The organism is Rhodococcus ruber, assembly GCF_027270735.1.
Taxonomy (GTDB): domain Bacteria; phylum Actinomycetota; class Actinomycetes; order Mycobacteriales; family Mycobacteriaceae; genus Rhodococcoides; species Rhodococcoides rubrum_A.
This window is the reverse complement of sequence record NZ_JAPWIJ010000003.1, coordinates 211,783-236,756: the sequence shown is the minus strand read 5'-3', so window position 1 is coordinate 236,756 and position 24,974 is coordinate 211,783. Positions and strand designations below refer to the sequence as shown.

25 protein-coding genes are annotated in these 24,974 nt (G+C 63.9%); 20 read left to right on the top strand and 5 right to left on the bottom strand.

The genetic code is table 11. The features are described from left to right. Window positions 1-4 precede the first annotated feature (4 nt). Complete coding sequence (locus tag O4220_RS08280; protein ID WP_269603161.1) at window positions 5-2,287, top strand: FHA domain-containing protein; 2,283 nt, start codon at window positions 5-7, stop codon at window positions 2,285-2,287. A gap of 8 nt (window positions 2,288-2,295) precedes the next feature. On the opposite strand, the gene O4220_RS08275 is transcribed toward O4220_RS08280, so the two are convergent. Next, entirely contained in the window at window positions 2,296-2,571 is a 276-nt protein-coding gene (locus tag O4220_RS08275) for a hypothetical protein (protein ID WP_094675133.1), read from the bottom strand. Between the two features lie 98 nt (window positions 2,572-2,669). Here O4220_RS08275 and O4220_RS08270 point away from each other — a divergent pair, with 98 nt between their 5' ends. Both O4220_RS08270 and O4220_RS08265 read left to right on the top strand, forming a co-directional pair. After that, window positions 2,670-3,320 (top strand): AMIN-like domain-containing (lipo)protein, encoded by a 651-nt coding sequence (locus O4220_RS08270; RefSeq protein WP_269603160.1) that lies wholly within the window; start codon window positions 2,670-2,672, stop codon window positions 3,318-3,320. A gap of 80 nt (window positions 3,321-3,400) precedes the next feature. Then, a complete protein-coding gene (locus O4220_RS08265) occupies window positions 3,401-3,841 on the top strand; it encodes a hypothetical protein (protein WP_269603159.1) in 441 nt (146 codons plus the stop codon). Window position 3,842: 1 nt separating this feature from the next. On the opposite strand, the gene O4220_RS08260 is transcribed toward O4220_RS08265, so the two are convergent. Continuing rightward, window positions 3,843-4,556: an aquaporin gene (locus O4220_RS08260; protein WP_217901753.1), complete on the bottom strand. Its 714-nt coding sequence runs from the start codon at window positions 4,554-4,556 to the stop codon at window positions 3,843-3,845. A 289-nt stretch (window positions 4,557-4,845) separates the two neighbouring features. Between O4220_RS08260 and O4220_RS08255 the strand changes: the two genes are divergently transcribed. Genes O4220_RS08255 through nuoN form a run of 14 tightly spaced genes read left to right on the top strand, consistent with a single transcriptional unit; the run spans window position 4,846 to window position 20,335 of the window. Further along, entirely contained in the window at window positions 4,846-5,205 is a 360-nt protein-coding gene (locus O4220_RS08255) for an NADH-quinone oxidoreductase subunit A (RefSeq protein ID WP_037173967.1), read from the top strand. Between the two features lie 55 nt (window positions 5,206-5,260). Then, window positions 5,261-5,815, top strand: coding sequence for a NuoB/complex I 20 kDa subunit family protein (locus O4220_RS08250; protein ID WP_037173966.1), 555 nt, complete (start codon window positions 5,261-5,263; stop codon window positions 5,813-5,815). Continuing rightward, window positions 5,812-6,468: an NADH-quinone oxidoreductase subunit C gene (locus O4220_RS08245; protein WP_269603158.1), complete on the top strand. Its 657-nt coding sequence runs from the start codon at window positions 5,812-5,814 to the stop codon at window positions 6,466-6,468. The genes O4220_RS08250 and O4220_RS08245 overlap by 4 nt, the downstream gene beginning before the upstream one ends. Further along, window positions 6,468-7,766 (top strand): NADH dehydrogenase (quinone) subunit D, encoded by a 1,299-nt coding sequence (gene nuoD, locus O4220_RS08240; protein ID WP_269603157.1) that lies wholly within the window; start codon window positions 6,468-6,470, stop codon window positions 7,764-7,766. Before O4220_RS08245 ends, nuoD begins: the two co-directional genes overlap by 1 nt. Next, window positions 7,763-8,659, top strand: a complete 897-nt coding sequence (gene nuoE / locus O4220_RS08235; RefSeq protein WP_269603156.1) for an NADH-quinone oxidoreductase subunit NuoE — start codon at window positions 7,763-7,765, stop codon at window positions 8,657-8,659. The genes nuoD and nuoE overlap by 4 nt, the downstream gene beginning before the upstream one ends. A 1-nt stretch (window position 8,660) precedes the next feature. Next, complete coding sequence (nuoF, locus tag O4220_RS08230) at window positions 8,661-9,962, top strand: NADH-quinone oxidoreductase subunit NuoF (RefSeq protein WP_269603155.1); 1,302 nt, start codon at window positions 8,661-8,663, stop codon at window positions 9,960-9,962. Further along, window positions 9,959-12,442: an NADH-quinone oxidoreductase subunit G gene (locus O4220_RS08225; RefSeq protein WP_269603154.1), complete on the top strand. Its 2,484-nt coding sequence runs from the start codon at window positions 9,959-9,961 to the stop codon at window positions 12,440-12,442. The genes nuoF and O4220_RS08225 overlap by 4 nt, the downstream gene beginning before the upstream one ends. A 26-nt stretch (window positions 12,443-12,468) precedes the next feature. Further along, window positions 12,469-13,749, top strand: coding sequence for an NADH-quinone oxidoreductase subunit NuoH (nuoH, locus tag O4220_RS08220; RefSeq protein ID WP_269603591.1), 1,281 nt, complete (start codon window positions 12,469-12,471; stop codon window positions 13,747-13,749). Further along, the gene (gene nuoI, locus O4220_RS08215) at window positions 13,742-14,287 is read left to right on the top strand and encodes an NADH-quinone oxidoreductase subunit NuoI (RefSeq protein ID WP_269603153.1); all 546 of its coding nucleotides are present in this window, start codon (window positions 13,742-13,744) and stop codon (window positions 14,285-14,287) included. The genes nuoH and nuoI overlap by 8 nt, the downstream gene beginning before the upstream one ends. Then, a complete protein-coding gene (locus O4220_RS08210) occupies window positions 14,284-15,051 on the top strand; it encodes an NADH-quinone oxidoreductase subunit J (RefSeq protein ID WP_269603152.1) in 768 nt (255 codons plus the stop codon). The genes nuoI and O4220_RS08210 overlap by 4 nt, the downstream gene beginning before the upstream one ends. Further along, window positions 15,048-15,347, top strand: coding sequence for an NADH-quinone oxidoreductase subunit NuoK (gene nuoK, locus O4220_RS08205; protein ID WP_008717020.1), 300 nt, complete (start codon window positions 15,048-15,050; stop codon window positions 15,345-15,347). Before O4220_RS08210 ends, nuoK begins: the two co-directional genes overlap by 4 nt. A 16-nt stretch (window positions 15,348-15,363) precedes the next feature. Next, window positions 15,364-17,235 (top strand): NADH-quinone oxidoreductase subunit L, encoded by a 1,872-nt coding sequence (gene nuoL / locus O4220_RS08200; RefSeq protein WP_269603151.1) that lies wholly within the window; start codon window positions 15,364-15,366, stop codon window positions 17,233-17,235. Beyond that, a complete protein-coding gene (locus tag O4220_RS08195) occupies window positions 17,232-18,770 on the top strand; it encodes an NADH-quinone oxidoreductase subunit M (RefSeq protein ID WP_269603150.1) in 1,539 nt (512 codons plus the stop codon). Before nuoL ends, O4220_RS08195 begins: the two co-directional genes overlap by 4 nt. Next, window positions 18,767-20,335, top strand: coding sequence for an NADH-quinone oxidoreductase subunit NuoN (gene nuoN / locus O4220_RS08190; RefSeq protein ID WP_269603149.1), 1,569 nt, complete (start codon window positions 18,767-18,769; stop codon window positions 20,333-20,335). Before O4220_RS08195 ends, nuoN begins: the two co-directional genes overlap by 4 nt. Window positions 20,336-20,346: 11 nt before the next feature. On the opposite strand, the gene O4220_RS08185 is transcribed toward nuoN, so the two are convergent. Beyond that, window positions 20,347-20,826, bottom strand: coding sequence for a DUF4188 domain-containing protein (locus tag O4220_RS08185; protein WP_269603148.1), 480 nt, complete (start codon window positions 20,824-20,826; stop codon window positions 20,347-20,349). Between the two features lie 77 nt (window positions 20,827-20,903). Between O4220_RS08185 and O4220_RS08180 the strand changes: the two genes are divergently transcribed. Further along, on the top strand, window positions 20,904-21,497 hold the full coding sequence (locus tag O4220_RS08180) for a TetR/AcrR family transcriptional regulator (protein ID WP_269603147.1): 594 nt from the start codon (window positions 20,904-20,906) through the stop codon (window positions 21,495-21,497). Here O4220_RS08180 and O4220_RS08175 read toward each other — a convergent pair. Together O4220_RS08175 and O4220_RS08170 are read right to left on the bottom strand one after the other, a co-directional pair. Next, window positions 21,491-22,453, bottom strand: a complete 963-nt coding sequence (locus O4220_RS08175; protein ID WP_269603146.1) for a YdcF family protein — start codon at window positions 22,451-22,453, stop codon at window positions 21,491-21,493. The two genes, O4220_RS08180 and O4220_RS08175, sit on opposite strands and share 7 nt — an antisense overlap. Before the next feature lie 88 nt (window positions 22,454-22,541). After that, window positions 22,542-22,796 carry a hypothetical protein gene (locus tag O4220_RS08170; protein WP_269603145.1) on the bottom strand — a complete coding sequence of 85 codons (255 nt, stop codon included), beginning with the start codon at window positions 22,794-22,796 and terminating at the stop codon, window positions 22,542-22,544. Between the two features lie 58 nt (window positions 22,797-22,854). Here O4220_RS08170 and O4220_RS08165 point away from each other — a divergent pair, with 58 nt between their 5' ends. Both O4220_RS08165 and O4220_RS08160 read left to right on the top strand, forming a co-directional pair. Then, window positions 22,855-23,385, top strand: a complete 531-nt coding sequence (locus O4220_RS08165) for a DinB family protein (RefSeq protein ID WP_269603144.1) — start codon at window positions 22,855-22,857, stop codon at window positions 23,383-23,385. A gap of 88 nt (window positions 23,386-23,473) precedes the next feature. Next, a complete protein-coding gene (locus tag O4220_RS08160; RefSeq protein ID WP_420030363.1) occupies window positions 23,474-24,964 on the top strand; it encodes an aldehyde dehydrogenase family protein in 1,491 nt (496 codons plus the stop codon). Window positions 24,965-24,974 lie beyond the last annotated feature (10 nt).

Genomic DNA, 24,974 nt, shown 5'->3' with positions numbered 1-24,974 from the left:
GCCCATGGAGAGTCGGGGGATTCCGTCGGTGACGGTGCGCATCGGGTCGGTGCACCGAACGTTCGACGGCGCAGTTCCGGTGACTATCGGCCGAGACGAGGGTCATCTGCTGCCGGTGCACGACCCGCTCGTCTCGAGACATCACGCCGAGCTGGTGTGGCGCGGTCGGTGGACGATCCGAGACACCGGCAGTGCCAACGGAACCTTCGTCGACGGGTCTCCGATCGCCGATGCTCTCACGGTGTTCGCCCCCGTCGACGTACGCCTCGGTGACCCGCGATCGGGCCCTCTGCTGACCATCGTCCCGAATACCGAACCACTGGATTCCACGGCGTACGTTCTCGCTCGACCCAACGTGCCGATCGCGGTTCCGGCGACCGGCGTGACTCTCGGCCGCACCGACGACAACGACGTCGTAGTGTCCGATGTCCTCGTCTCGCGCAGGCACGCCAGGGTGTCGGCGGGGCCGGACGGATTGTGTATCGAGGACCTCGGCAGCATGAACGGTACGTACGTCGGCGGGCACCGCGTCACTTCGACGCAGCTGCTCGACGGGCAGGTGTTCACGATCGGGAACGTCGATTTTCTTGTCGTCGACCGAGCCATCGTGCCCCGGGCAGCGGAAACGACATACGACGGTCTCGTGGTGCACGGCGTCGGACTGGTGGTGGGGAGCAACACGACGCTCCTGACCGAGGTCGACCTCGACGCTGCACACGGAACGCTGACTGCGTTGATCGGCCCGTCCGGCGCAGGCAAGTCGACGCTGTCCACAGTCGTTTCCGGTGTGACCACACCGACCACCGGCTCGGTGATGTTCGACGGTCACGACGTGCACGCGGAGTACCCGGCCCTTCGCGGACGCATCGGCATGGTTCCACAGGACGATGTGTTGCACCGACAGCTGACCGTGACGCAGGCGCTCACCTACGCTGCCGAGCTTCGCCTGCCACCCGACACCACGGCATCGGACCGCGCGGCTGTCGTCGCGGGTGTTCTCGCCGAGCTGTCTCTGACCGAACATGCGGACACCCGGATCGACGCCCTGTCCGGTGGGCAGCGAAAACGCGCATCGGTTGCGCTCGAATTGCTCACCGGCCCTTCACTGCTCATCCTCGACGAACCCACCTCCGGCCTGGATCCTGCTCTCGATCGTCAAGTCATGGCGATGATGCGAGAGTTGGCCGACGCCGGGCGCGTCGTGATCGTCGTGACTCATTCGGTGACGTACCTCGATATGTGCGACCAGGTCTTGCTTCTCGCGCCAGGCGGGAAGACTGCCTATCGCGGTCCGGCAGGCGGCGTAGGAGAGGCGCTGGGTACTGCGGACTGGGCCGACGCGTTCGCTGCGGTCGCCGCAGATCCGAATTCGGTGTTCGACGCGTACAGAGCACGGCGACCGCGCCGTCCGCAGCCGCCGTCCGCACCGAGAACCGGATCGGTGAACGCGTACCGAGCCGGCTCCGCGACGACCTTCCGTCGACAGCTCGATACCGTTGCCCGTCGACAGTTGCGTCTCATTGCCGCAGATCGGGGCTACTTCCTCTTCTTGACCGTCCTACCGGTGCTGCTCGGTGTGCTGGCGCTCGTCGTTCCGGGCCGCAGCGGGTTCGGAGCGGCGGGTCAGGACGCGCCGACCGAACCGGTGCAGATCATGGTGCTGCTGATCGTGGGTGCCTGCTTCATGGGACTGTCGCTGTCGGCGCGTGATCTGGTGGGCGAGCGCACAATATTTCGGCGCGAGCGTGCGGCAGGCCTCGACCCCGGTGCCTACTTGGTAGCGAAGACGGCGGTGTTCGGCGCGGTGGCGGTAATCCAGGCACTGGTCCTGGTGTCACTGGTGCTGCTGGGTAAGGGGTCTCCGGAATCCGCGTCCCTGTTGCCCGGTTCTTTCGTGCACAGTGGCGCGATCGAATTGATGCTCGTGATCGCGGCCACCACTGCGTGTTCGGCGATACTTGGATTGGCGTTGTCGGCGATGGCGAAATCCGCCGAGCAGGTCATGCCGATGATGGTGGTCACGGTGATGGCGCAACTCGTACTGTGCGGTGGCTTGATTCCGGTGACCGGACGCATCGTGCTCGATCAACTGTCGTGGCTGCTGCCCGCGCGGTGGGGGTTCGCGGCGGGGGCATCGACGGTCGACATTCGGTCGCACGTTCCCTCCGCACAACAGGACGTGCTCTGGCAACACGAGCCGGCACCGTGGGTTCTGAGCATGCTGGTGCTGTCGATCCTCGGCGGGCTGATGTTCGCCCTTGTACGGCATCGGCTCAGCAGAACCTGACCGGGCAGCTACCTGGGGTCGAGGTAGAGCTCTGCGGTCTCGGTGGCGACCGCAGAGACTGCGGCGGCCAGTTCGGGCTCCAGGTCGAGAGCCCGGGTGAGACCCTCGCCGCGAAGGCCCTGTGTCCGAAGGAGCTCCCAGGCCTGCTCGACGAGCCGAACCGAGGTGGGATGATCCAGTTCGGGGCGGTTGGACCGCAGCGCTGTCGCAGCCCAATCTGCGTCGAACGTTCCGTTGGGTGGACCGAATACACGCTCACCGGACGAATAACTTTTCGGCTCCATGCTCCGACGCTAGCAGGATCGACCGTCGGCGCAATCGTGACCGAATCGCGTCGAAGCACCACTACCGAACCGAACGGTTTCTTCGGTACGGTACGGCGATGCACGAAGGTCACCGCAGCGAGCCGGCCGCGTCCTTGGCGGCCGGGTCACTACTGGTCGTCCTGCTCGCGAGCTGCTCCGGTGGTGACGTGACACCTCGGTTGGACGAGGTCTCGGCGAGCACGAACTACACCACGGTCACGGGTTCTCTGGTGGTCGGAGATCCGTTCGCTGTTCCGGGTCCCACCGCAGCTCCGACGGCCGTGATTCCCTACGTCGACGAGCTTCCTCCGAGTCTCGAAGGTGCTCGATATCCGGGAATGTTGCCGGTCGGTGTCACCGATGTCCTGTTCGTGGGGTCCTCGGCCGTCGAATATCGAATGGCAGGCAACGGTCCGGTGTCGTACACGGTTCGTTATGTCGACGAGGCGGTGCGGTATGCCACGAGTGAGCCTGTGGCGGTGCCCGGAAAATCCGTACTGCAGGTCGACCTGTCGGGTACGTCGACGGGATCCGATGACAGCGTCGAGGCCTACGCCGGGCCAGAGCGAATTCGCAACGATGCAGGTTCCGCCGTGGTCTCGGTCGACTTTCTGGCCGATCCCGGCGGAATCTCGCAATCGTTCATCGGTGTGGGTACCGATCGACCCGAGTTCACGGTGACCACCACGGAAAATCCCGCCGCGGTAGTCGTCACCATCGCATCCTGATCGACACTGTGAACGTCGAATGCACTTCCGCCCTGGCTGTTTCGGCCCCTCCTCGTCGGCCGCGCGGTAGCATCGCCGGTGTGTCCGACGCCACTGATCGACCAGCTCGTGTGCGGGTGCTCGTCTACAGCAGCAACGCCGAGACTCGCGCTCAGGTGACATCTGCAGTGGGAACTCGACCGGATCCGGCGCTCGGCGAGATCGACTACGTGGACGTCGCTACGGCGGCCGTCGTCATCGAGCACTTGGATGCGGGCGGAGTCGACTTGGCCATCCTCGACGGCGAGTCCTCGCCCGTCGGGGGCCTCGGCCTGGCGAAGCAGCTCAAGGACGAGATCGACCCGTGCCCGCCGGTGCTGGTTCTCATCGGACGCCCCGACGACAGATGGTTGGCAGACTGGTCACGCGCCGAGGCTGCTGTTCCCCATCCGCTCGATCCGATTCGGCTGGGACGGGCAGTGGTCGATCTGCTGAGGCAGCACTCGGTACGCGTCGGTGCCCCGGTCTCTCGATCGCTCTAGGTCAGACCGTCTTTTCCGATGCGGGCACCGTCAGCACGAACCGGTGGATCGAGCCGGCTATGACCGCTCCGAGCACGGGAAACACCACGAACACCCACAGTTGTGACAGGGCAGGACCGCCGGCGACGAGGGCTGGGCCGAAGGACCGAGCAGGGTTGACCGAGGTCGAATCGATTCCGATGCCGAGCAGGTGGACCACGGTCAGGGTCAGGCCGATCGGGATGCCGGCCGCCACGACGGGGTGAACGGTGGGGGCCGTGGTGGCCAGTACGACGAGGACGAGTAGGCCGGTCGCGATCGTCTCGAACACCGCTACCGACGCCAGCCCGTATTCTCCGGGCGAGGAGGTGCCGAATCCATTGGTGCCCAGACCGTCCGACGACATGTCGTATCCGGGACGGCCGGACGCGACCAACAGCACGATCAGCGCGCCGATCACTGCACCGACGGCCTGGGCGGCGATGTAGAACACAGCCTTGATCGGGGTGATGGCGCGAGCTATCAAGGCTCCGATCGTCACGGCCGGGTTGATGTGGCAGCCGGAGATCGGGCCGATCGCGTAGACGAGGGCGAGCAAGGTGAGCCCGAACGCCAGTGCGATGCCAGGGGTCCCGACGGTGTCTCCGGCGATGACGGCAGTGCCGACACCGAAAATGACCAGCAGGGCAGTGCCGAGTCCCTCAGCGGCGAGCGCGGAGATGGAAATCGACTTCATCGTGTCTCCTTCGTGATGTCGGCAGCCCGGGTCGGGCGGCCGGAAATGTTCGGAGATTGGTCGTCATCCGTTGCATGGACCGCATGTGGCGGTGGAGTGATATGGATCACATCGAAGAGGGGGTCCGAGGGCGGGTGACCCATGCGCGTCAACGGTTTACGAAACTGGACTGCTCGAAATCCCGCGAGATCCGCACCGAACCCATACTGTGTGGTTCAGGTCACATTGGTACGGTCGTCGCATTTACCTCGCGTCGGCGCGGACGTCGATCGAGGGAGCGGATGCCCGAATGAACGCCTACGTTCCGATTCTCGTTCTCGGTGTCATTGCGATCGCGTTCGCGGTGTTCTCGGTGATGGTCGGCACCATGGTGGGGCCCGCGCGATACAACCGCGCCAAATTCGACGCCTACGAATGCGGTATCGAGCCGACGATGCATGCGCCTACGGGCCAACGATTTCCGGTGAAGTTCTACCTGACCGCGATGCTGTTCATCATCTTCGACATCGAGATCGTCTTCCTCTATCCGTGGGCGGTCCACCTCGACGTGTTGGGAGCATTCGGGCTCGTCGCCATGGCGCTGTTCGTCGTCAACGTGTCGGTCGCCTACGTCTACGAGTGGCGGCGAGGCGGACTCGGTTGGGACTGATTCGACGAAGAACGGTGCTTGTTCTCAATTCTGCGAAAGCGAAAGAGCGTGATCGATGGGACTCGAAGAGAAGCTACCCAGTGGATTTCTGCTGACCACCGTCGAAGGGTTGGCCGGATACGCCCGTAAGGGTTCGCTGTGGCCGGCCACATTCGGTCTCGCGTGCTGCGCGATCGAAATGATGGCCACTACGTCCGGTCGGTTCGATCTCGCCCGATTCGGTATGGAAGCGTTTCGCGCGTCTCCGCGCCAAGCGGATCTGATGATCGTGGCGGGGCGCGTCAGCCAGAAGATGGGTCCGGTACTGCGGCAGGTGTACGACCAGATGGCCGAACCCAAATGGGTCCTGGCCATGGGGGTCTGCGCGTCCTCGGGCGGAATGTTCAACAATTACGCGGTGGTCCAAGGCGTCGACCACATCGTTCCCGTCGACATCTATCTGCCGGGTTGCCCGCCGCGGCCGGAGATGTTGCTCAACGCAATCCTGGAGCTGCACAAGAAGATTCAGGAAATGCCGCTCGGCGTGAATCGCGAGCAGGTGCGCGCGGCAGCCGAAGCCGCGGCGCTGTCGTCCACCCCGACGATCGATCTCAAAGGCCTGCTGCGATGACCGCGCACGGACCCCGCGGGATGTTCGGTGTCCAGGGCACCGGTGACACATCCGGTTACGGCCGACTGCAGCCTCCGGTGGCCGCGATCGACACCGCCGTGCGGCCCTACGGCGGCTACTTCGATGCTGTGGTCGACCGGCTGGCCGCAGTTCTCGAATCCGGCGCGGTGTCGTACGAGGACGCCGTCGAACGCGTGGTGTTACATCGGGGCGAGTTGACCGCGCATCTCACTAGAGAACACGTCTGCGCGGTGGCCCGCGCGCTGCGTGACGACGAGGAGCTCCGATTCGAGTTGTGTACGGGCGCATCGGGTGTGCATTACCCGGATCAGGTCGGCCGCGAATTGCATGTGGTCTATCACCTCGTCTCCATCACACACGGACGTCGCCTGCGACTGGAAGTCGCCGTCCCCGATGCAGATCCGCACACGCCCTCGCTCTGCGGGGTGTATCCCACCAACGACTGGCACGAACGCGAGGTCTACGACTTCTTCGGCATCGTGTTCGACGGTCACCCTGCACTGACGCGTATCGAGATGCCCGACGACTGGGTCGGTCACCCGCAACGCAAGGACTATCCGCTGGGCGGAATTCCCATCGAGTACAAGGGCGCTCGGGTCGCGCCCCCGAACGAGCGCAGGTCGTACAACTGATGAGCGCAACAGACGAAACCATCTACGCGGTATCGGGCCAGGACTGGGACGACGTCGTCGAACTGGCGCGCGGGTCCGGCACCGAACGGATCGTGGTGAACATGGGTCCGCAACACCCGTCCACCCACGGGGTACTGCGGTTGATTCTCGAAATCGAGGGCGAGACCGTCACCGAGGCTCGATGCGGGATCGGATACCTGCATACCGGAATCGAGAAGAACCTCGAATATAGAAACTGGACCCAGGGCGTCACGTTCGTCACCCGCATGGATTACTTGTCGCCGTTCTTCAACGAAACGGCGTACTGCCTCGGCGTGGAGAAGCTGCTCGACATCACCGACGACATTCCAGAGCGCGCGACGGTGATCCGGGTGATGCTGATGGAGCTCAATCGAATTTCGTCCCACTTGGTTGCATTGGCAACGGGCGGAATGGAATTGGGAGCGGTGACAGCGATGCTGTTCGGTTTCCGTGAGCGAGAACTGATCCTCGACGTCTTCGAGGCCATCACCGGGCTCCGGATGAATCACGCCTACATCCGTCCTGGAGGACTGTCTCAGGATCTCCCGGACGATGCGATCGACAAGGTGCGCGAGCTTCTCCGGGTACTTCCCGGACGCCTTCGCGATCTCGAACTCATGCTCAACGACAACCCGATCTGGAAGGCCAGAACCGAGAACGTCGGCTACCTGGACCTCACCGGATGTATGGCTCTCGGCGTCACCGGTCCGGTGCTTCGATCGACCGGACTGCCCTACGATCTGCGCCGGTCCGATCCCTACTGTGGATACGACAGCTACGAGTTCGACGTGGTGACCGACACCGGAAGTGACTGTTACGGGCGCTATCTGATCCGGGTCGAAGAGATGAAGGAGTCGCTGAAGATCGTCGAACAGACCCTCGATCGACTCCGTCCAGGGCCCGTCGTCATCGACGACAAGAAGATCGCGTGGCCTGCCGATCTGGTGTCGGGACCCGATGGCCTCGGCAACTCGCAGAATCACGTGCGCACCATCATGAACACCTCGATGGAATCACTGATCCACCACTTCAAACTGGTGACCGAGGGGATGCGAGTCCCGGCGGGGCAGGTGCTGTCTTCGGTGGAGTCACCACGAGGTGAGCTGGGCGTCCACATCGTCAGCGACGGCGGATCACGGCCGTACCGAGTGCATTTCAGAGATCCGTCCTTCGCCAATCTGCAGGCAGTGGCCGCGATGTGCGAGGGCGGCATGATCTCCGACGTCATCGCCGCGGTCGCCAGTATCGACCCGGTGATGGGTGGGGTGGACCGATGACCGCGCAGCCGCACTCGGAGCCGGTTCTGATTCAACTCGGAGCCCGCCCGGACGAGGCGGTGCAACTGGCCGCGCCCGGTGCACGAACGTCGTATACCCCCGAGGTACTCGCCCGGCTGCACACCGACGCCGCCATCGTCGTCGCGCGCTATCCGCAGGCCAGATCGGCACTGCTGCCGTTGTTGCACCTCGTGCAATCCGAAGACGGCTACCTCACCCCTGCAGGAATCGAATTCTGTTCCGACGTGCTCGAACTCACCGGTGCGGAGGTCACAGCCGTCGCGACGTTCTATTCGATGTACCGCCGCGAGCCCACGGGGACGTACCGCGTCGGCGTGTGCACCAATACCCTGTGCGCCGTCATGGGCGGCGACGCCATCATGGACACCCTGCGCGACCACCTCGACATCGACCATGGCGAGACGACCGCCGACGGCACCATCACTCTCGAACACATCGAATGCAACGCCGCGTGCGACTACGCACCGGTGATGATGGTCAATTGGGAGTTCTTCGACAACAGCACCCCGTCGTCTGCGCGGGATCTGGTCGATGCACTTCGATCCGGTGCCCAGGTCACCCCGACGCGTGGAGCGCCACTGTGCACGTTTCGTGAGACCGAACGAATTCTCGCCGGATTTCCCGATGACCGCCCCGAGGCGGTCGAATCATCCGGTGGCGCAGGCGAAGCCACTCTCACCGGTCTGCTCTACGCGCGAGAGCACGCCATGTCTGCTCCCGAGGCCGTATCGCGACCGGACGACGGACATCCCGATGTCGGAGCCGAAGCAGTTGCGGAGACGGTGCGAGACAAGCCTGCGCCTGCGCCCTCGGCCACCGTGCCACCACAGCCGAACACCACCGAGACCGATCCATCGACGAAGGGGGAGTGACATGGCCCTGACGCCGGTCTTGAGCGAGTTCTGGGACGAGCAGGACTCGTGGACTCTCGACACCTACCGAAGTCACGACGGCTACGCGGGGCTCGAGAAGGCCCTCGCGATGGACCCCGACGACCTCATCGCCTTCGTCAAGGAATCCGGCCTACGAGGCAGGGGTGGTGCGGGCTTTCCTACCGGAACGAAGTGGAGCTTCATACCCCAGAACGACGGCAAAGAGCACTATCTGGTGGTCAATGCCGACGAGTCCGAGCCGGGTACCTGCAAGGACATGCCGCTGCTGATGGCGAGTCCGCATACGCTCGTCGAGGGAATAATCATCGCCGCGTACGCAATTCGCGCTTCGCACGCCTTCGTGTACGTCCGAGGTGAAGTGGTGCCGGTGCTACGCAGGCTGCAGGCCGCGGTCGCGGAGGCCTACGCGGCGGGTTATTTGGGGAAGGACGTTCTCGGATCGAGCTTCGACCTCGAGTTGGTGATCCACGCCGGGGCCGGTGCGTACATCTGCGGCGAAGAGACAGCCCTGCTCGATTCGTTGGAGGGTCGGCGGGGGCAACCTCGGCTGCGGCCCCCGTTCCCCGCAGTGGCGGGACTGTACGCGCGCCCGACCGTGGTGAACAACGTCGAATCCATTGCCAGCGTTCCAGTGATCCTGCGCAAGGGAATCGAGTGGTTCCGGTCCATGGGCAGCGAGAAGTCACCCGGATTCACGCTGTATTCGATGTCGGGCCACGTCTGCCGTCCGGGCCAGTACGAGGCACCGTTGGGAATCACGCTGCGGGAGTTGCTCGGCTACGCGGGCGGGATCAGACCGGGACACGAACTGAAGTTCTGGACGCCGGGAGGATCCTCGACACCGATGTTCACCGGCGACCATCTCGATGTCCCACTCGACTACGAAGGCGTCGGTGCCGCCGGATCGATGCTGGGGACCAAAGCACTGCAGATCTTCGACGACACGACATGTGTGGTGCGAGCGGTGTTGCGGTGGACCGAGTTCTACGCACACGAATCCTGCGGCAAATGCACACCGTGCCGCGAGGGGACCTACTGGCTGGTGCAGATCCTCAGGCGCCTCGACGGTGGTACCGGTACCGAGGGTGACCTGACCACTCTGCTCGACATCGCGGACGGCATCGCCGGAAAGTCCTTCTGCGCGTTGGGAGACGGTGCCGCCAGTCCCATCGTCTCCTCACTGAAGTACTTCCGCGACGAATACATCCGTCACGTCACCGAGCAGGGATGCCCGTTCGACCCGCACCGATCGACCCTGATGGCAGAGGAGCTGACGTCATGACGGCACCGACACCCGGTCGTTCCGCAGGCTCCACTCCTGCTAGCCCCGATCAGTCGGTCACGCCGGTCGAGATGGTGACATTGACCATCGACGACCACGAGGTCACTGTTCCCAAGGGCACATTGGTGATTCGCGCTGCCGAGTTGATGGGAGTGCAGATTCCGCGTTTCTGCGATCATCCGCTGCTCGATCCGGTGGGGGCCTGCCGGCAGTGTCTGGTCGACGTCGAGGGGCAACGCAAGCCGTTGGCGTCCTGTACGACGACGGTGGCCGACGGCATGGTGGTGCGTACTCAGGTGACGTCGGAGGTCGCGGACAAGGCACAGCGCGGGGTCATGGAGTTGTTGCTCATCAACCACCCCCTCGATTGCCCGGTGTGCGACAAGGGCGGCGAATGTCCACTGCAGAACCAGGCAATGGCTGCGGGCCGCACCGAGTCCAGGTTCACCGAGACCAAACGTACCTATCCCAAGCCGATTCCGTTGTCGGCCGAGGTTCTGCTCGATCGGGAACGCTGTGTCCTGTGCGCTCGGTGCACTCGCTTCGCAGCTCAGGTTGCCGGAGACCCGTCCATCGAGTTGCTCGAACGAGGTGCGGTACAACAGGTCGGCATCTTCGGTAACGAACCGTTCGACTCCTACTTCTCGGGAAATACGGTCCAGATCTGCCCGGTGGGGGCACTGACGAACACCGAGTATCGGTTCCGGGCCCGACCCTACGACCTGACCTCGTCGCCGAGTGTGTGCGAGCACTGTGCAGGCGGCTGCGCTCAACGTACCGATCACCGACGTGGCAAGGTTCTTCGACGTCTGGCCGGCGACGATCCGCAGGTCAACGAGGAATGGAACTGCGACAAGGGCCGCTGGGCGTTCCATTACGCCACCGAGCCGGACCGCATCACCGCACCGATGATCCGAGACGAGTCGGGTGCATTGATCGAGACGTCGTGGTCGGCTGCACTGGCGGCCGCAGCAACCGGATTGGCCGCGTCAATCGGTCGCGCGGCGGTACTCGTGGGCGGAAGATCGACCCTCGAAGACTCGTACGCCTACGCCAAATTCGCTCGAACGGTACTGCACACCAACGATATCGATTTCCGAAACCGTGGTCACAGCGCAGAGGAAGCGGACTTTCTGGCCGGTCGTATCGCAGGGACCGGATTGGGAGTCACCTATACCGACCTCGAGGATGCCCCCGTGGTGGTGTTGGTCGGCTTCGAGCCCGAGGAAGAATCGCCACTGGTGTTCCTGAGACTGCGTAAGGCGCACCGTACTCGGGGCCTGGTGGTGGCTTCGATCGCGCCCTGGGCCAGTCGAGGTCTGCGCAAACTCGATGGTGTTCTGCTGCAATCGGTTCCAGGCGACGAGCCACACTGGCTCGACGCCTTGCACGTCGGCGATCGAGGCACCGAATCCATTGCCCAACTCCTCCGCGAGCCCGGATCGATCGTTCTCGTCGGTGAGCGGCTCGGCACTGTCTCCGGCGGACTGTCCGCAGCGTCGAAGTTGGCCGACGACACCGGAGCAAAGTTGGCGTGGATTTCGCGGCGCGCAGGAGAACGCGGCGCGCTCGACGCCGGCACACTGCCGAATGTGCTGCCGGGCGGGCGGCCTGTGGTCGATGCGTCGGCGCGCGCCGAGGTGGCAGCCGTGTGGGGAGTGGCCGAACTTCCCGCTGACGTGGGTCGCGATACCGGCGCGATACTGGCGGACGCCGGTCCCGATCGCGTTCTGATCACAGCTGGAATCGACCCGGACGATCTACCCGATCCGCGCGCCGCGCTCGACGCGGTGGATCGATCGGCGTTCGTGGTCAGTCTCGAACTTCGACACAGCGCGGTCACCGAGCGCGCCGACGTGGTGTTCCCGGTGGCACCGGTAGTCGACAAACAGGGAACCTTCGTTGACTGGGAGGGAAGACCACGCGCATTCGACACTGCACTCGGGGCAGGCGCGGTACTGCCCGATCAACGCGTTCTCGATGCCATCGCCGAGCAGATGGGGGTCGAGCTGTCGCTGCCCGACGCGGCTGCAGCGCGCAGGGAGCTGGCCCGTTTGGGTAGCTGGAACGGATCGCGGATCGCCGTGGCCCGAGTGAGTCCGCGCGCGGAAACGCCGTCGCTCGAGCCCGGGGAGGCGATTCTGGCGACGTGGCGGATGCTCATCGATTCGGGACGGATGCAGGACGGTGAGGACGATCTCGCGAAGACCGGTCGCCCGCCTACGGTCCGACTGTCCGCGGCGACGGCGTCGACGATCCGGGCAGGGGCCGGTGATTGGGTGAGCGTCGAGACGGACGGTGGCTCGATCACGCTGCCGCTGAAAGTAACCGATCTACCCGACAACGTGGTGTGGGTACCGATGAACTCGCCCGGTTCCTCGGTGTACCGCTCACTCGGCGCAGAGTCGGGTGCAGTGGTCAGGCTTCGCAGGGCGGAGCCTGTACAGACGGTGGAGCCACGCGAAAGTGAGGCATCGTGATCGTCTCCGCGCCGACCGATCTGTCGATGTTCGGGACCGACCCGTGGTGGTTGGTGATCGGCAAGGCCTTGGCGGTCTTCGTATTCCTGGTTCTCACACCGCTCGTTGCGATCTATGCCGAACGCAAGATCATGGCGTGGATGCAGATGCGCGTCGGGCCCAATCGGGTCGGTCCGTGGGGACTGTTGCAGTCGCTGATGGACGGAATCAAGCTTGCGCTGAAAGAGGGAATCACTCCGACCGGTGTCGACAAGCCGATTTACATTCTGGCTCCGATCATTTCGGTGGTCCCTGCATTCATGGCCTTTGCGGTGATTCCGTTCGGGCCCGAGGTGTCGGTGTTCGGCACCACGACTCCGCTGCAGATGACCGACCTGCCGGTGGGGGTTCTGTACATCCTCGCGGTCACCTCGGTGGGTGTGTACGGAATCGTCCTGGCCGGCTGGGCGTCGAATTCGACGTATCCGTTGCTGGGCGCACTGCGCTCGACGGCGCAGGTCATTTCCTACGAGGTTGCGATGGGCCTGTCGTTCGCTGCGGTATTCCTGTACGCGGGGACCATGTCGACCTCCGGAATTGTTGCTGCGCAACAGAACACCTGGTACGTGCTGTTGCTCCTGCCGTCGTTCCTGGTGTACGTGACGGCCATGGTCGGTGAAACCAACCGCGCTCCCTTCGACTTGCCCGAGGCCGAAGGGGAATTGGTGGGCGGGTTCCACACCGAATATTCCTCCTTGCGTTTCGCGATGTTCATGCTTGCCGAGTACATCAACATGGTCACGGTGTCGGCGCTCGCGACCACGTTGTTCCTGGGTGGCTGGCGGGCTCCGATTCCGTTGAGTCTGTGGAGCGGTGCCAATTCCGGGTGGTGGCCGGTGCTGTGGTTCGTCGTCAAGGTGTGGGTGTTCCTGTTCGTCTTCATCTGGTTGCGGTCGACGTTGCCGAGGTTGCGTTACGACCAGTTCATGAATTTCGGCTGGAAGATCCTGATTCCCGTCGCTCTGATCTGGGTGATGGTGATCGCGACGGTGCGGGTACTCGGGGCCGGTAGGTACGACATGCCTCTGGTCACGTTCATCGCGTCGATGGTCTTCGCGGTCGCCGTTCTGGGTTCTCTGCTGCTCATGCTGCGAAAGCGCGCACGTATCCGGAACGTTCCGCCTCCGCCGCCCACCGAAGAATTCGATGCCACCGCAGGCGGATTCCCGATTCCTCCCATCCCCAAGCAGGGCGCGACGATTGCGAGCCGGCACGCCGGAGCGCGGTCACACCCGGCCCGGTCACAGAAGGAGAACGCCGATGCCTGAATTCCTCGGTCCCATCGCCGGATTCGGTGTCACCTTCGCCACGATGTTCAAGAAACCCGAGACGGAGCTGTATCCGGAGGAGAAGAAACCGACCGAGGTTCGCTACCACGGTCGGCATCAGCTCAACCGATACGCCGACGGCCTCGAGAAGTGCATCGGCTGCGAGCTCTGCGCGTGGGCCTGTCCGGCCGACGCGATCTACGTCGAAGGAGCCGACAACACCGAGACCGAGCGATTCTCGCCGGGCGAGCGATACGGCGGGGTCTATCAGATCAACTATCTTCGATGCATCGGCTGCGGATTGTGTGTGGAGGCCTGTCCTACAAGGGCTCTGACGATGACCAACGAATACGAACTCGCCGGTGACAACCGAGCCGACATGATCTACGAGAAGGATTCACTGCTGGCACCGCTGGAGCCGGACATGGTGGCGCCACCGCACGCGATGGCGCCGGGGCGTTCGGCGGAGGACTACTACCGCGGCACCGTCACCGGTGCCGAGAGCGAGGCCGAAACCGATCGCGGTCCGGTTCGATGACTGCGACGGTGCAGCTCGCCCTCGAGGCAACCTCCACCGGTGAGGCGGTGCAATTCTGGACCCTCGGTGTTGTCGCGGTCCTCGGTGCTCTCGGTGTGGTGATGAGCACGAAAGCTGTCTACTCTGCACTGTTTCTCGCCGCCACCATGGTGGTCCTCGCGACCTTCTACATGGCGCAGGGGGCGCTGTTCCTCGGTGTCGTGCAGATCGTCGTCTACACCGGCGCGGTCATGATGCTGTTTCTGTTCGTCCTGATGCTCGTCGGGGTCGACTCCTCGGAGTCCTTGACCGAGACACTGCGAGGGCACCGTATCGCGGCCGTCGTCATCGGAATCGGTTTCGCGCTGTTGATCATCGGGGTTCTGCTGCGCGACTCGGCCCGCGCCGGCCGGCTCGATTTCGTCGGGCTCGACGCGGCCAACTCCACCGGAAATGTCGAAGGCCTGGCCGAGCTGATCTTCGTCGAGTACGTATGGGCGTTCGAGCTGACCGGAGCGCTGTTGATCACCGCCACCATCGGGGCGATGATCCTGGCGCACCGGGAGGCCCTGGGGCCGGTGAAGGGGCAGCGAGAGATGTCGCGGGACCGATTCCGCGACGGCTCGAGGGTGACACCGCTGCCGAGCCCCGGTGTGTTCGCCCGTCACAACGGCGTCGATCGACGCGCTCTGCTGCCGGACGGAAGCGAGTCGGAGTCGTCCGTCAATGCACTGTTCGCCGATCGTCGGAGCCAGTACAAGGTGGACGGGGGTGACGAGCGATGAATCCCGAGAACTACCTCTATCTGTCGGTTCTGCTGTTCACGATCGGCGCGGCGGGAGTCATCGTCAGGCGTAACGCCATCATCGTGTTCATGTGCATCGAATTGATGCTCAACGCAGTCAATCTCGCGTTCGTCACGTTCTCCCGTATGCACGGCAATCTCGACGGCCAGTTGTTCGCGTTCTTCACCATGGTGGTCGCAGCTGCCGAGGTGGTGGTGGGCCTGGCGATCATCATGGCCATCTTCCGTTCTCGTCGCTCGATCTCGATGGACGAGAACTCACTGATGAAGAACTGACGGGGGAGCAGAAACGATGTCGATCCTGTGGCTTCTTCCGGCTCTGCCGGCGTTCGGTGCGGCCGTCCTGCTGCTCGGTGGCCGGCGCTGCAACCCGTGGGGGCACTTGGCTGCGACGGCAGCAGCGGTGTCGTCGTTCGTGGTTGCAGCGCTGGTGTTCGCCTCGATGCTCGGGCGTGACGAGTCGAACCGAGCGATCACCGAGACTCTGTTCCGCTGGGTTCCCGTCGACGAATTGCAGGTCGACTTCGGACTCCGCGCCGACCAGTTGTCGATCTGCTTCGTCTTGTTGATCACCGGAGTCGGGTCGCTCATTCACGTGTACTCGATCGGATACATGAGCCACGACGCGGAGCGTCGGCGCTTCTTCGCGTACCTCAACCTGTTTCTTGCCGCCATGCTGCTGCTGGTGCTGTCCGACAATTTTCTCGGCCTGTATCTGGGGTGGGAGGGTGTAGGCCTCGCGTCGTACCTGCTCATCGGATTCTGGCAGCACAAGCCGTCGGCAGCCTCGGCAGCTCGAAAAGCGTTCGTGGTCAACCGCGTCGGCGATATCGGCCTGGCCATCGCCCTGATGATCATGTTCGTGAACTTCGGATCGGTGCAGTACGACGTGGTGTTCGCCGGAATCGGGGATGCCGGTGAATCGGTGGCCACCGCGATGGCGCTGATGTTGCTGCTGGCGGCCTGCGGAAAGTCGGCGCAGGTGCCGCTGCAGTCGTGGCTCGGCGACGCGATGGAGGGCCCGACTCCGGTCTCCGCACTGATTCATGCGGCGACGATGGTCACCGCCGGGGTGTATCTCATCGTCCGCTCCGGACCGGTGTTCGAGGCGTCGCCGGCCGCCCGTGCGGCGACCGTCACGGTCGGCGCGGTGACGTTGCTGTTCGGTGCCGTGATCGGTTGTGCGAAGGACGACATCAAGAAGGCGCTCGCGGCTTCGACGATGAGTCAGATCGGGTACATGGTGCTCGCGGCCGGACTCGGCCCGTCCGGCTATGCCTTCGCCATCGTGCTGTTGCTCTCGCACGGGTTCTTCAAGGCAGGATTGTTCCTGGGTGCCGGCTCGGTGATGCACGCGATGAACGACGAGACCGACATGCGACGGTTCGGCGGGCTCCGCGCCGCGATGCCGATCACGTTCGTCACGTTCGGTCTCGGCTACCTCGCCATCATCGGAGTACCGCCCTTCTCCGGCTTCTTCGCCAAGGATCCGATCATCGAGGTCGCGTTCGCGGCGGGGGGAGCCGCAGGTGTGGTGCTCGGCTGCGTGACGTTGCTCGGTGCAGGTCTGACGGCCTTCTACATGACTCGAGTGATGCTGATGACGTTCTTCGGCCCGAAACGGTGGGCAGCGCAAGCACATCCGCACGAGGCGTCGGCGACGATGACGGCTCCCACGATTCTGTTGGCCGTCGGCTCGGTGGCATCGGGAGCCTTCCTCGCGGTGGGTGGACGCCTCGAGAGCTGGCTGGAACCGGTGGTGGGATCGGCGCACGAGGAGCACGCGATTCCTGCCTGGGTCGTCACGGTCGCAGTTCTGGCAGTGGTACTCGTGGGCGCAGGCGTCGCCTATCGGAAGTACATCGCCCGAGACGTTCCCCCGACCCCACCCGAGGACGTATCGGTGCTGACCAGAGCCGCACGCGCCGATCTGTACGGCGACGCCTTCAACGAGGCAGCATTCATGCGACCCGGTCAAAAGCTCACGAGCACAATGGTATACGCCGATGCAGCTGGTATCGACGCGGTCGTGGATGGGGTGGGGAGATCGATCGGCGGAGTGTCGAGTCGATCCAGGGGGCTCCAGACCGGTTTCGTACGGTCCTATGCGTTGGCGATGTTCGCCGGGGCCGTTCTCGTCGTGCTGATGGTGGTGGTCCTGTGACGATCCCCTGGTTGACCGTCCTGTGGGTTCTGCCGGTACTCGGCGCGATCGTCGTCGCCCTGGTGCCGGCGGATCGTCCGACGATCGCGCGTGGTGTCGCCGTGGGTTTCGCCACCGGCACACTCGCGGTGTCGGTGGTACTCGCGGTCGCGTTCGACTCCGGTGGCGATCGATACCAATTCCTCGAAGACCATTCCTGGATAGCGGCATTCGGTGCGCGCTACACGCTCGGACTCGACGGAATCGGTCTCGTGCTGGTGTTGCTCACCACCGTCCTGACACCACTGCTCCTCGTTGCGGGCTGGAACGACGGCAGCCGCGTGGCGAACTACGGATCGCGCCGGGTCTCGCACACCTACATGGCGTTGATCCTGGTGGTCGAGTCCATGGTGATCGTCTCGTTCCTCGCCTTGGACGTACTGCTGTTCTACATCTTCTTCGAGGCGATGCTGATTCCGATGTACTTCCTCATCGGTGGTTTCGGCGGTACCGAGCGCACGCGCGCGGCGGTGAAGTTCCTGCTCTACAACCTGTTCGGTGGCCTGGTGATGCTGGCTGCCGTCATCGGGTTGTACGTCGTCACGGCCAGGGCGGGCGGCCCGTTCGACGGCGGTACGTTCGATCTGCGCACGATCGCGGATGCGGCGGCATCGGGCGGGCTCGGCGTGGATCCGGTAGTGCTGAACGCGTTGTTCCTCGGTTTCATGCTTGCGTTCGCGATCAAGGCGCCCCTGTGGCCGTTCCACACGTGGTTACCCGACGCCGCAGTGCAGTCCACCCCCGCAACGGCGGTGCTGATGATGTCGGTGGTGGACAAGGTCGGCACCTTCGCGATGTTGCGCTTCTGTCTCGAGCTCTTCCCCGAGTCGTCGCAGACGTTCGCCCCGTGGATAATCACGCTCGCGGTGATCGGCATCGTGTACGGCGCGATACTGGCGATCGGTCAGACCGACATGATGAGACTCATTGCCTACACCTCGATTTCGCACTTCGGGTTCATCATCCTGGGCATCTTCGCGATGACCGGTCAGAGTCAGGCCGGTGCGACGCTGTACATGGTCAACCATGGAATCTCCACCGCCGCATTGTTCTTGATCGCAGGCTTTCTCGTGTCCCGTCGTGGTTCGCGGATGATCGCCGACTACGGCGGCGTCCAGAAGGTCGCGCCGGTGCTCGCCGGAACGTTTCTGATCTCTGGTCTGGCCACGCTCTCCCTACCCGGTCTTGCCCCGTTCATCAGTGAATTCCTGGTGTTGATCGGCACATTCGGTCGATACGGTGTCGCCGCGATCGTGGCCACCGGTGCGCTCGTGCTGTCGGCGATCTACATTCTCTGGCTCTATCAGCGGGTGATGACGGGGCCGGTCCGAGAGGGCAGCGAGAAGATCTCAGATCTCGTTCCCCGTGAGGCGTTGGTGGTGGTCCCGTTGCTCGCGTTGCTGATCGTGTTCGGGGTGTACCCGAAACCGGCACTCGATGTCATCACTCCGGCAGTGCAATCCACGATCGTCGACAGTGCAGGAGGTCAACGATGACCACTCCCGAGGTGCAGTACGGACTGCTGTCGCCCATGTTGATCGTCTTCGGTGTCGCGGTTCTCGGAGTCCTCGTCGAAGCGTTCGTGCCGATGCGGGCACGTCGTGGGGTCCATCTCGGCCTTGCGCTGGCCGGTTTGGTGGCGGCTCTCGCGGCCGTTCTCGGGCTGGCGGGCACCGAGGCGTATGCGATGAACGGTGCCGTGGCCATCGACGGCCCGACGCTGTTTCTGCAGGGAACCATTGTGCTGGTGGCAATCCCGGCCGTAGCTTTGCTGGCGGAGCGCACAGTCGCCGTCACCGGGGCCGGAACCGAGCGCCGCATCGATTCCTTCACTCCGCAGGCCTCGACCACTCCGGGCAGCGTCGCGGAGAAGGAGGCCATCGACGCAGGCGTTGCCCAGACGGAGGTCTTTCCACTGGCGATGTTCGCGATCGGCGGCATGCTGTTGTTTCCGGCGTCCACCGATCTGCTGACGATGTTCGTCGCGCTGGAGGTACTGTCTCTGCCGCTGTATCTCCTGTGTGGTCTGGCCCGGCGACGGCGGCTGCTCTCCCAGGAAGCGGCGCTGAAATACTTTCTCCTCGGCGCATTCTCGTCCGCGTTCTTCCTGTTCGGAGTCGCGTTCCTGTACGGCTATGCCGGTACCGTCGGACTGGGCGGCATTGCCGACGCCATCGCCGCAGACGGTCAGGGAAGATCGCTCGCGCTGATCGGAACCGCACTGCTGGCTGTGGGTTTGTTGTTCAAAGTCGGTGCGGTGCCCTTTCATTCGTGGATTCCAGATGTCTACCAGGGTGCCCCCACTCCGGTGACCGCACTGATGGCCACGGTGACCAAGGTCGCGGCGTTCGGTGCGATTGTGCGAATCTTCGGAATGGCACTGCCCGGTCTCGAGTCGAGTTGGCGGCCGATGCTGTGGGTGGTCGCCATCGCGACGATGGTGCTCGGTTCGGTTGTCGCGGTGACGCAGACCGACGTCAAACGCATGCTGGCCTACTCGTCCGTGGCCCACACCGGGTTCATCCTCACCGGAGTGACCGCGCTGGGTAATTCAGGTGATGTGGGTGTGGGTGATTCGGGTGCATCGGCCACGATGTTCTATCTGCTTGCTTACGCCTTCAGCACGTTGGGTGGATTCGCCGTCATCGGTCTGGCCCGAGACGAACGTGGTGAGGTGGGCGACCTGGAGCGGTGGGCCGGTGTCGGTCGACGCTCACCGCTTGTTGCCGCAGTGTTCGGATTGTTCCTGCTCTCGTTCGCCGGTATCCCGCTCACCAGCGGCTTCATCGGCAAGTTCGCGGTGTTCAGCGCGGCCTCGGGTGCCGGGGGAGCAGTTCTGGTCGTGGTCGGTGTGGTGTGCAGCGCGATCGCGGCGTTCTTCTACGTGAGAGTGATAGTGCTGATGTTCTTCACCGATCCCACGGACCGGACCGTCACCATGGTGCGGCCTACCACATCGGTGTCATGCGCGATCGGGGTCTCGGTGGTCGTCACCGTGGCACTGGGAGTCTTTCCTCAGCCCGTTCTCGATATCGCCACGCGAGCTGGGAACTTCCTCTAGCTCGTACGGGCCTACTTCGCAGACTTCATTCGCTGCTTCCAGGTGTGTGAGCCGGTGCCGATCGGGATTCCACCGATGGCTCCAGCGAGGCCGAACGACGGCATGTTGACGTAGATCGCTTCACTGTTCTGTGCTGTCGCCGTGTAGGTTTCGTGCCACACGCCGACGTGCCCGGTCGCGGCGACCGATCGGTTGAAGGCGCGCCAGGCGGGTGCATGTGGTGCGTCGGGATCGGAGGCGAATCGCGTCAGGTCTTCCGCGTTGCGCCAGTAGCTGACCAGCATGGTGGTGCGGCCCAACCAGGAGTGGTAGCCGAGCAGTCCGGAGGCGGGATCCTGCTCCAGATGGCTGAGCATCCGCGGCATCGCACGCGCCGCGGGAAGCCAGGAGCGAACGGCAAGGGGATTGTTGATGCGCATTCCGATGAGGAAGACCGTGACGGTGTCGCGGTCGGCGTCGACCGTGCGGCGGCCGTCGATGATGGGGTGCATGACGTGTTCCCGTCTGTTCGGTGCAGGTGAACTGACTGTGACACTGTTATAAAACACCGTTGTGGTAAGTTTTGCAAGTGGCGAGACCGAGAATTCATGATGCCGAACTGCGCACCCGGCTACTCGAGGCCGCGGCGGAAAGCGTTGCCCAACACGGAGTCGACTCGCTGTCTCTTCGTAAGCTGGCGGCCGCGGAGGGCACCTCGACCACGGCCATCTATTCGCTGTTCGGTGGTCGCGCCGAGTTGCTGGTGGCCCTGTTCGCTGCATCGTTCTCGAGTTTCGGTGACGCGCAGCGCAGCGTTCCCGTCACCGGCGACCCCGAGGTCGATCTCCGCGAACTGGGCGTTTCCTACCGGCACTGGGCTCTGCACAACCCGCATCTGTACGCGGTGATGTTCGGCGGCGTACTGGGTTCGGTCGATGTATCCGGAGAAGCACAACTCGCCGCCGCAGCGATGGACCCGCTTCGGGCCGCGGTAGCGCGCGCCGTCGAGGCCGGCACCATGGGCGGCGCATCGGTCGACTTGATCAGCCATTCGTTCTGGGCGATCGTGCACGGGTCGGTGTCGCTGGAGTTGGCGATGCCCATGAACCCCGACGACGAGATTCGTCGTGAAATGTTCGACGCCGGGACGGAGTCGGTGCTACGAGGGTGGACGCGTCAGTAGGTGCGCGGTATCCCGAGGATCTTGGTTGCATCGACGGTCATGCCCAACCGTGCCGTCGGAGCGAGGGCAGGCAGATCCGGTAGATCGTCGAGGGTGGATATCGCAGCACCGATCACGTCGGCACCGGCGATCTCGAAATCGGAGATCGCTCGCCGAAGATGACTGGGAGTTGTTGCGAGCACCAGATTCTCAGCACCTATGTCTGCGGCCAGCGAGGTGGCGCGCTGCGCGTTCTGTACCGTCGAATTCGCGGTCGCCTCGGTATGAATGCGGTCGTCCGCGATGTCGTTGTCGATCAGCCACTTCTGCATCGCTTCGGCCTCGGTGATGCTGCTCTGCGGATTTCCACCGGTGACGATGATGGGCGACTCGGGGGAACGCTCTGCCACCGCGACGGCGGAGCGGAGCCGCTCGACCAACTCCGGGGCCATACTGCCGTCGCTGTTCAGGCCGAGACCGAGCACCACGATCGCGGTACGCGGTCCGTCGGTCGTCGGCCCGAAGTCGATCGTCCGGGTCGCGGCGTCGTCGATGACGGCGATGGCTCGATCGACGGCGTCGGCGAGTGCAGGGGACAGGGCCCGTAGGCGGGCCGAGTGCTGCGCACGCGCGGCGGCATCATCGGTTGCGTTGGCATAGAACGTCTGCAGCGCTGCCACATTGGCATCGTTCGGTGCCGCGGCCGCAACGGCATCCAATGCGGCGAAGCCGGCATCGTATCGGCCCTTGACCAAAGCATTCTGTGCATCGTTGTACTGCTGCGCGTCGGCGGACCGTGATGCGTCTGCGACCGTCGTGACCTGGGTCGACGGGTCGGGCTGGGCCATCGCCGCGCCCATGCCCGTACAGAGGGCAAGTGCAGCCGCACAGGTGACCACGGCAACGCGAATCGTCGGTTGTGCTCGGCCGGATCGCACTGTCGGTAGCCCTCCGATGAGGTGACGGGTTTCCGCCACCCTAGCTCAGTTCGGTACCAATGTGACTGGTGTGATCCAAGTTTCTGAAGTTACACCGATGTACTTCTGAGCAGGCCGTATCCGGTCGTCACAGGGTGACGGGGGCGCGCCCGCGATCGGCCGGTTCGATGGTCACCTCGGAGTCGGGAAGAAAAACACGCTCGGTCGTGGTGGTTCCGTCGACGCCGTCGGTCACCGTCACCGCCACGTTCTCGGCAACCTGTCCAGCGCTTTCGATGAATCCGGTCGCGACACCCTCCTCGATGAGGAGATGATCACCCACCAACAGAAGAAGCTCGTCCGCCGTCACCGTTCGCCTGCCGCCCACATCTTCGATAGTCATGAACTCCACCGTAATGCGCTGCGCTGCACAGTGCAGTTGCATGCTCGACAATCGGTGCATGACCGAACGGCGAAAGACATGGACAGCGCCCACACCCGATCCCGTCGACGGTCCGCTCGTCGGTGACGACAGACCGATGCTCGAGGGAGTGCTGCGCTGGCATCGAGCTACGTTGCTGAACATCTGCGCCGGTGCCGACGCCGAACAGCTTGCGCGCCGTCCTTTCTCGCACTCGACGGTCTCGCTCCTCGGACTCGTCCGTCACCTCGCGAAGGTCGAACGCATCTGGTTTCGAGAGCGACTGGCGTCGATGTCGTTCGACCCGATGTACGACGCCGCGATGGGTAAGGACTCCGACTTCCTGGGAGCGGTGCCATCGGGTGCCGAGTCGGACTTCGCGCGATTCGCTGCCGAGTGCGAGGCCTCGGACGTGGTCGCTGCCCGATACTCGTTCGAGGATCCGGTCGACTTTCGCGGCGGACCGATGTCACTGAGGATGGTCTACGTGCACATGATCGGTGAATATGCTCGGCACAACGGGCACGCGGACATCATCCGCGAACAGATCGATGGAGTCACCGGCCGCTGAGGGCATACCGTAGACACACCAACAGGCCCCCACACGGAAGTAAGGTGTTTCAGTGACCGACTCCGATGCAGGATTCGACCCGACCTCACTGCGGCCGTCGCTGTTCGTCGACGGGCAGTGGCAGGGGTCCGGTGACGGTGGGACCCGTGACATCGTCGATCCGTCCAACGGCAGCACGGTGGCCGTCGTGGACGAGGCCACGCCCGACGACGCGTTGCGCGCGGTGGCAGCGGCGCGGTCCGCTTTCGACGATGGGCCGTGGCGCTCGGTGACGGTGGGTGAGCGCAGTGATCTGCTCAATCGCATCGCAGACTTGCTCCAACGGGACAAGGCGAAGTTGGCGCATATCGAGACCCTCGACACCGGAAAGACGTTCGGCGAGAGTGAGATCGATATCGACGACGTCACGTCGGTGTTCCGCTTCTATGCCGATCTCGCTGTGGTGCAGGAAGATCGACTGATCGATGTCGACCGGCCCGAGATTCTCAGCCGAGTAGTACACGAGCCGATCGGTGTGTGCGTCATGATCGCGCCGTGGAACTACCCGCTGCTGCAGATCTCGTGGAAGATCGCCCCGGCCCTTGCGGCCGGTTGCACGATGGTGCTGAAGCCGAGTGAAGTGACCCCGCTGAGCACCATCGCATTCACCAAGCTGGTCGAGGAAGCAGGTGTACCTGCGGGTGTGGTCAATCTGCTGCAGGGGAGCGGCGCGGTCCTCGGAGATGCGCTCACCAGGAACCGTGACGTCGATTTCATTTCCTTCACCGGTGGACTGGCGACGGGCAGGCACATCCTGGCCGCCGCGGCCGAGAACGTCACCAAGGTCGCCGTCGAACTCGGCGGCAAGAATCCGCACATCGTGTTCGCCGACGCGGTGGCCGACGAGCAGTCGTTCGCCGATTCGGTCGACAACGTACTGACCGGAGTGTTTCTGCATTCCGGCCAGGTGTGTTCGGCCGGTACCCGACTGATCATCGAGGAATCGGTGGCCGACCGGTTCGTGGCCGCGGTGGCAGAGCGCGCGAAGACCATCGTGATGGGGCCGGGTACGGACCCGGCCAGCGAGACCGGACCGCTGGTGTCGCAGGCGCAGCGCGAGAAGATCGAGGGCTTCGTCGCGGGTGGCATCGAAGAGGGTGCGACGTTGGTGGTCGGCGGAACGAAACCGGACGATCCTGCCCTGGAGAACGGGAGCTATTTCCTTCCCACGATTTTCGATCATTGCAATCGGTCCATGAATATCGTGCAGGAGGAGACGTTCGGGCCCATACTCACTGTGGAGCGCTTCGACACCGAGGCCGAAGCGCTGCTGCTGGGCAACGATACGAATTACGGTCTCGCTGCGGGAGTTCGGACGTCCGACGCCGCGCGAGGCGAAAGAATGGTGCGTGGGCTTCGCCATGGAACGGTGTGGCTCAACGACTTCGGTGTCTACACGGCGGCCGCGGAATGGGGCGGCTTCAAGCAGTCCGGGAACGGCCGCGAACTCGGTCCGTCCGGTATGTCCGAATATCAAGAAGCGAAGCATATTTGGCACAACACCTCACCTACAGCGGCGGGGTGGTTCGGTACCCGATAGAGCACGATGG

What these genes read in the sequence shown, in the direction of transcription:
- O4220_RS08280 (WP_269603161.1), top strand. Translation starts at nt 5, where the DNA reads ATGGAGAGTCGGGGGATTCCGTCGGTGACGGTGCGCATCGGGTCGGTG.
- O4220_RS08275 (WP_094675133.1), bottom strand. Translation starts at nt 2,571, where the DNA reads ATGGAGCCGAAAAGTTATTCGTCCGGTGAGCGTGTATTCGGTCCACCC.
- O4220_RS08270 (WP_269603160.1), top strand. Translation starts at nt 2,670, where the DNA reads ATGCACGAAGGTCACCGCAGCGAGCCGGCCGCGTCCTTGGCGGCCGGG.
- O4220_RS08260 (WP_217901753.1), bottom strand. Translation starts at nt 4,556, where the DNA reads ATGAAGTCGATTTCCATCTCCGCGCTCGCCGCTGAGGGACTCGGCACT.
- O4220_RS08255 (WP_037173967.1), top strand. Translation starts at nt 4,846, where the DNA reads ATGAACGCCTACGTTCCGATTCTCGTTCTCGGTGTCATTGCGATCGCG.
- O4220_RS08250 (WP_037173966.1), top strand. Translation starts at nt 5,261, where the DNA reads ATGGGACTCGAAGAGAAGCTACCCAGTGGATTTCTGCTGACCACCGTC.
- O4220_RS08245 (WP_269603158.1), top strand. Translation starts at nt 5,812, where the DNA reads ATGACCGCGCACGGACCCCGCGGGATGTTCGGTGTCCAGGGCACCGGT.
- nuoD (WP_269603157.1), top strand. Translation starts at nt 6,468, where the DNA reads ATGAGCGCAACAGACGAAACCATCTACGCGGTATCGGGCCAGGACTGG.
- nuoE (WP_269603156.1), top strand. Translation starts at nt 7,763, where the DNA reads ATGACCGCGCAGCCGCACTCGGAGCCGGTTCTGATTCAACTCGGAGCC.
- nuoF (WP_269603155.1), top strand. Translation starts at nt 8,661, where the DNA reads ATGGCCCTGACGCCGGTCTTGAGCGAGTTCTGGGACGAGCAGGACTCG.
- O4220_RS08225 (WP_269603154.1), top strand. Translation starts at nt 9,959, where the DNA reads ATGACGGCACCGACACCCGGTCGTTCCGCAGGCTCCACTCCTGCTAGC.
- nuoH (WP_269603591.1), top strand. Translation starts at nt 12,469, where the DNA reads ATGTTCGGGACCGACCCGTGGTGGTTGGTGATCGGCAAGGCCTTGGCG.
- nuoI (WP_269603153.1), top strand. Translation starts at nt 13,742, where the DNA reads ATGCCTGAATTCCTCGGTCCCATCGCCGGATTCGGTGTCACCTTCGCC.
- O4220_RS08210 (WP_269603152.1), top strand. Translation starts at nt 14,284, where the DNA reads ATGACTGCGACGGTGCAGCTCGCCCTCGAGGCAACCTCCACCGGTGAG.
- nuoK (WP_008717020.1), top strand. Translation starts at nt 15,048, where the DNA reads ATGAATCCCGAGAACTACCTCTATCTGTCGGTTCTGCTGTTCACGATC.
- nuoL (WP_269603151.1), top strand. Translation starts at nt 15,364, where the DNA reads ATGTCGATCCTGTGGCTTCTTCCGGCTCTGCCGGCGTTCGGTGCGGCC.
- nuoN (WP_269603149.1), top strand. Translation starts at nt 18,767, where the DNA reads ATGACCACTCCCGAGGTGCAGTACGGACTGCTGTCGCCCATGTTGATC.
- O4220_RS08185 (WP_269603148.1), bottom strand. Translation starts at nt 20,826, where the DNA reads ATGCACCCCATCATCGACGGCCGCCGCACGGTCGACGCCGACCGCGAC.
- O4220_RS08170 (WP_269603145.1), bottom strand. Translation starts at nt 22,796, where the DNA reads ATGACTATCGAAGATGTGGGCGGCAGGCGAACGGTGACGGCGGACGAG.
- O4220_RS08165 (WP_269603144.1), top strand. Translation starts at nt 22,855, where the DNA reads ATGACCGAACGGCGAAAGACATGGACAGCGCCCACACCCGATCCCGTC.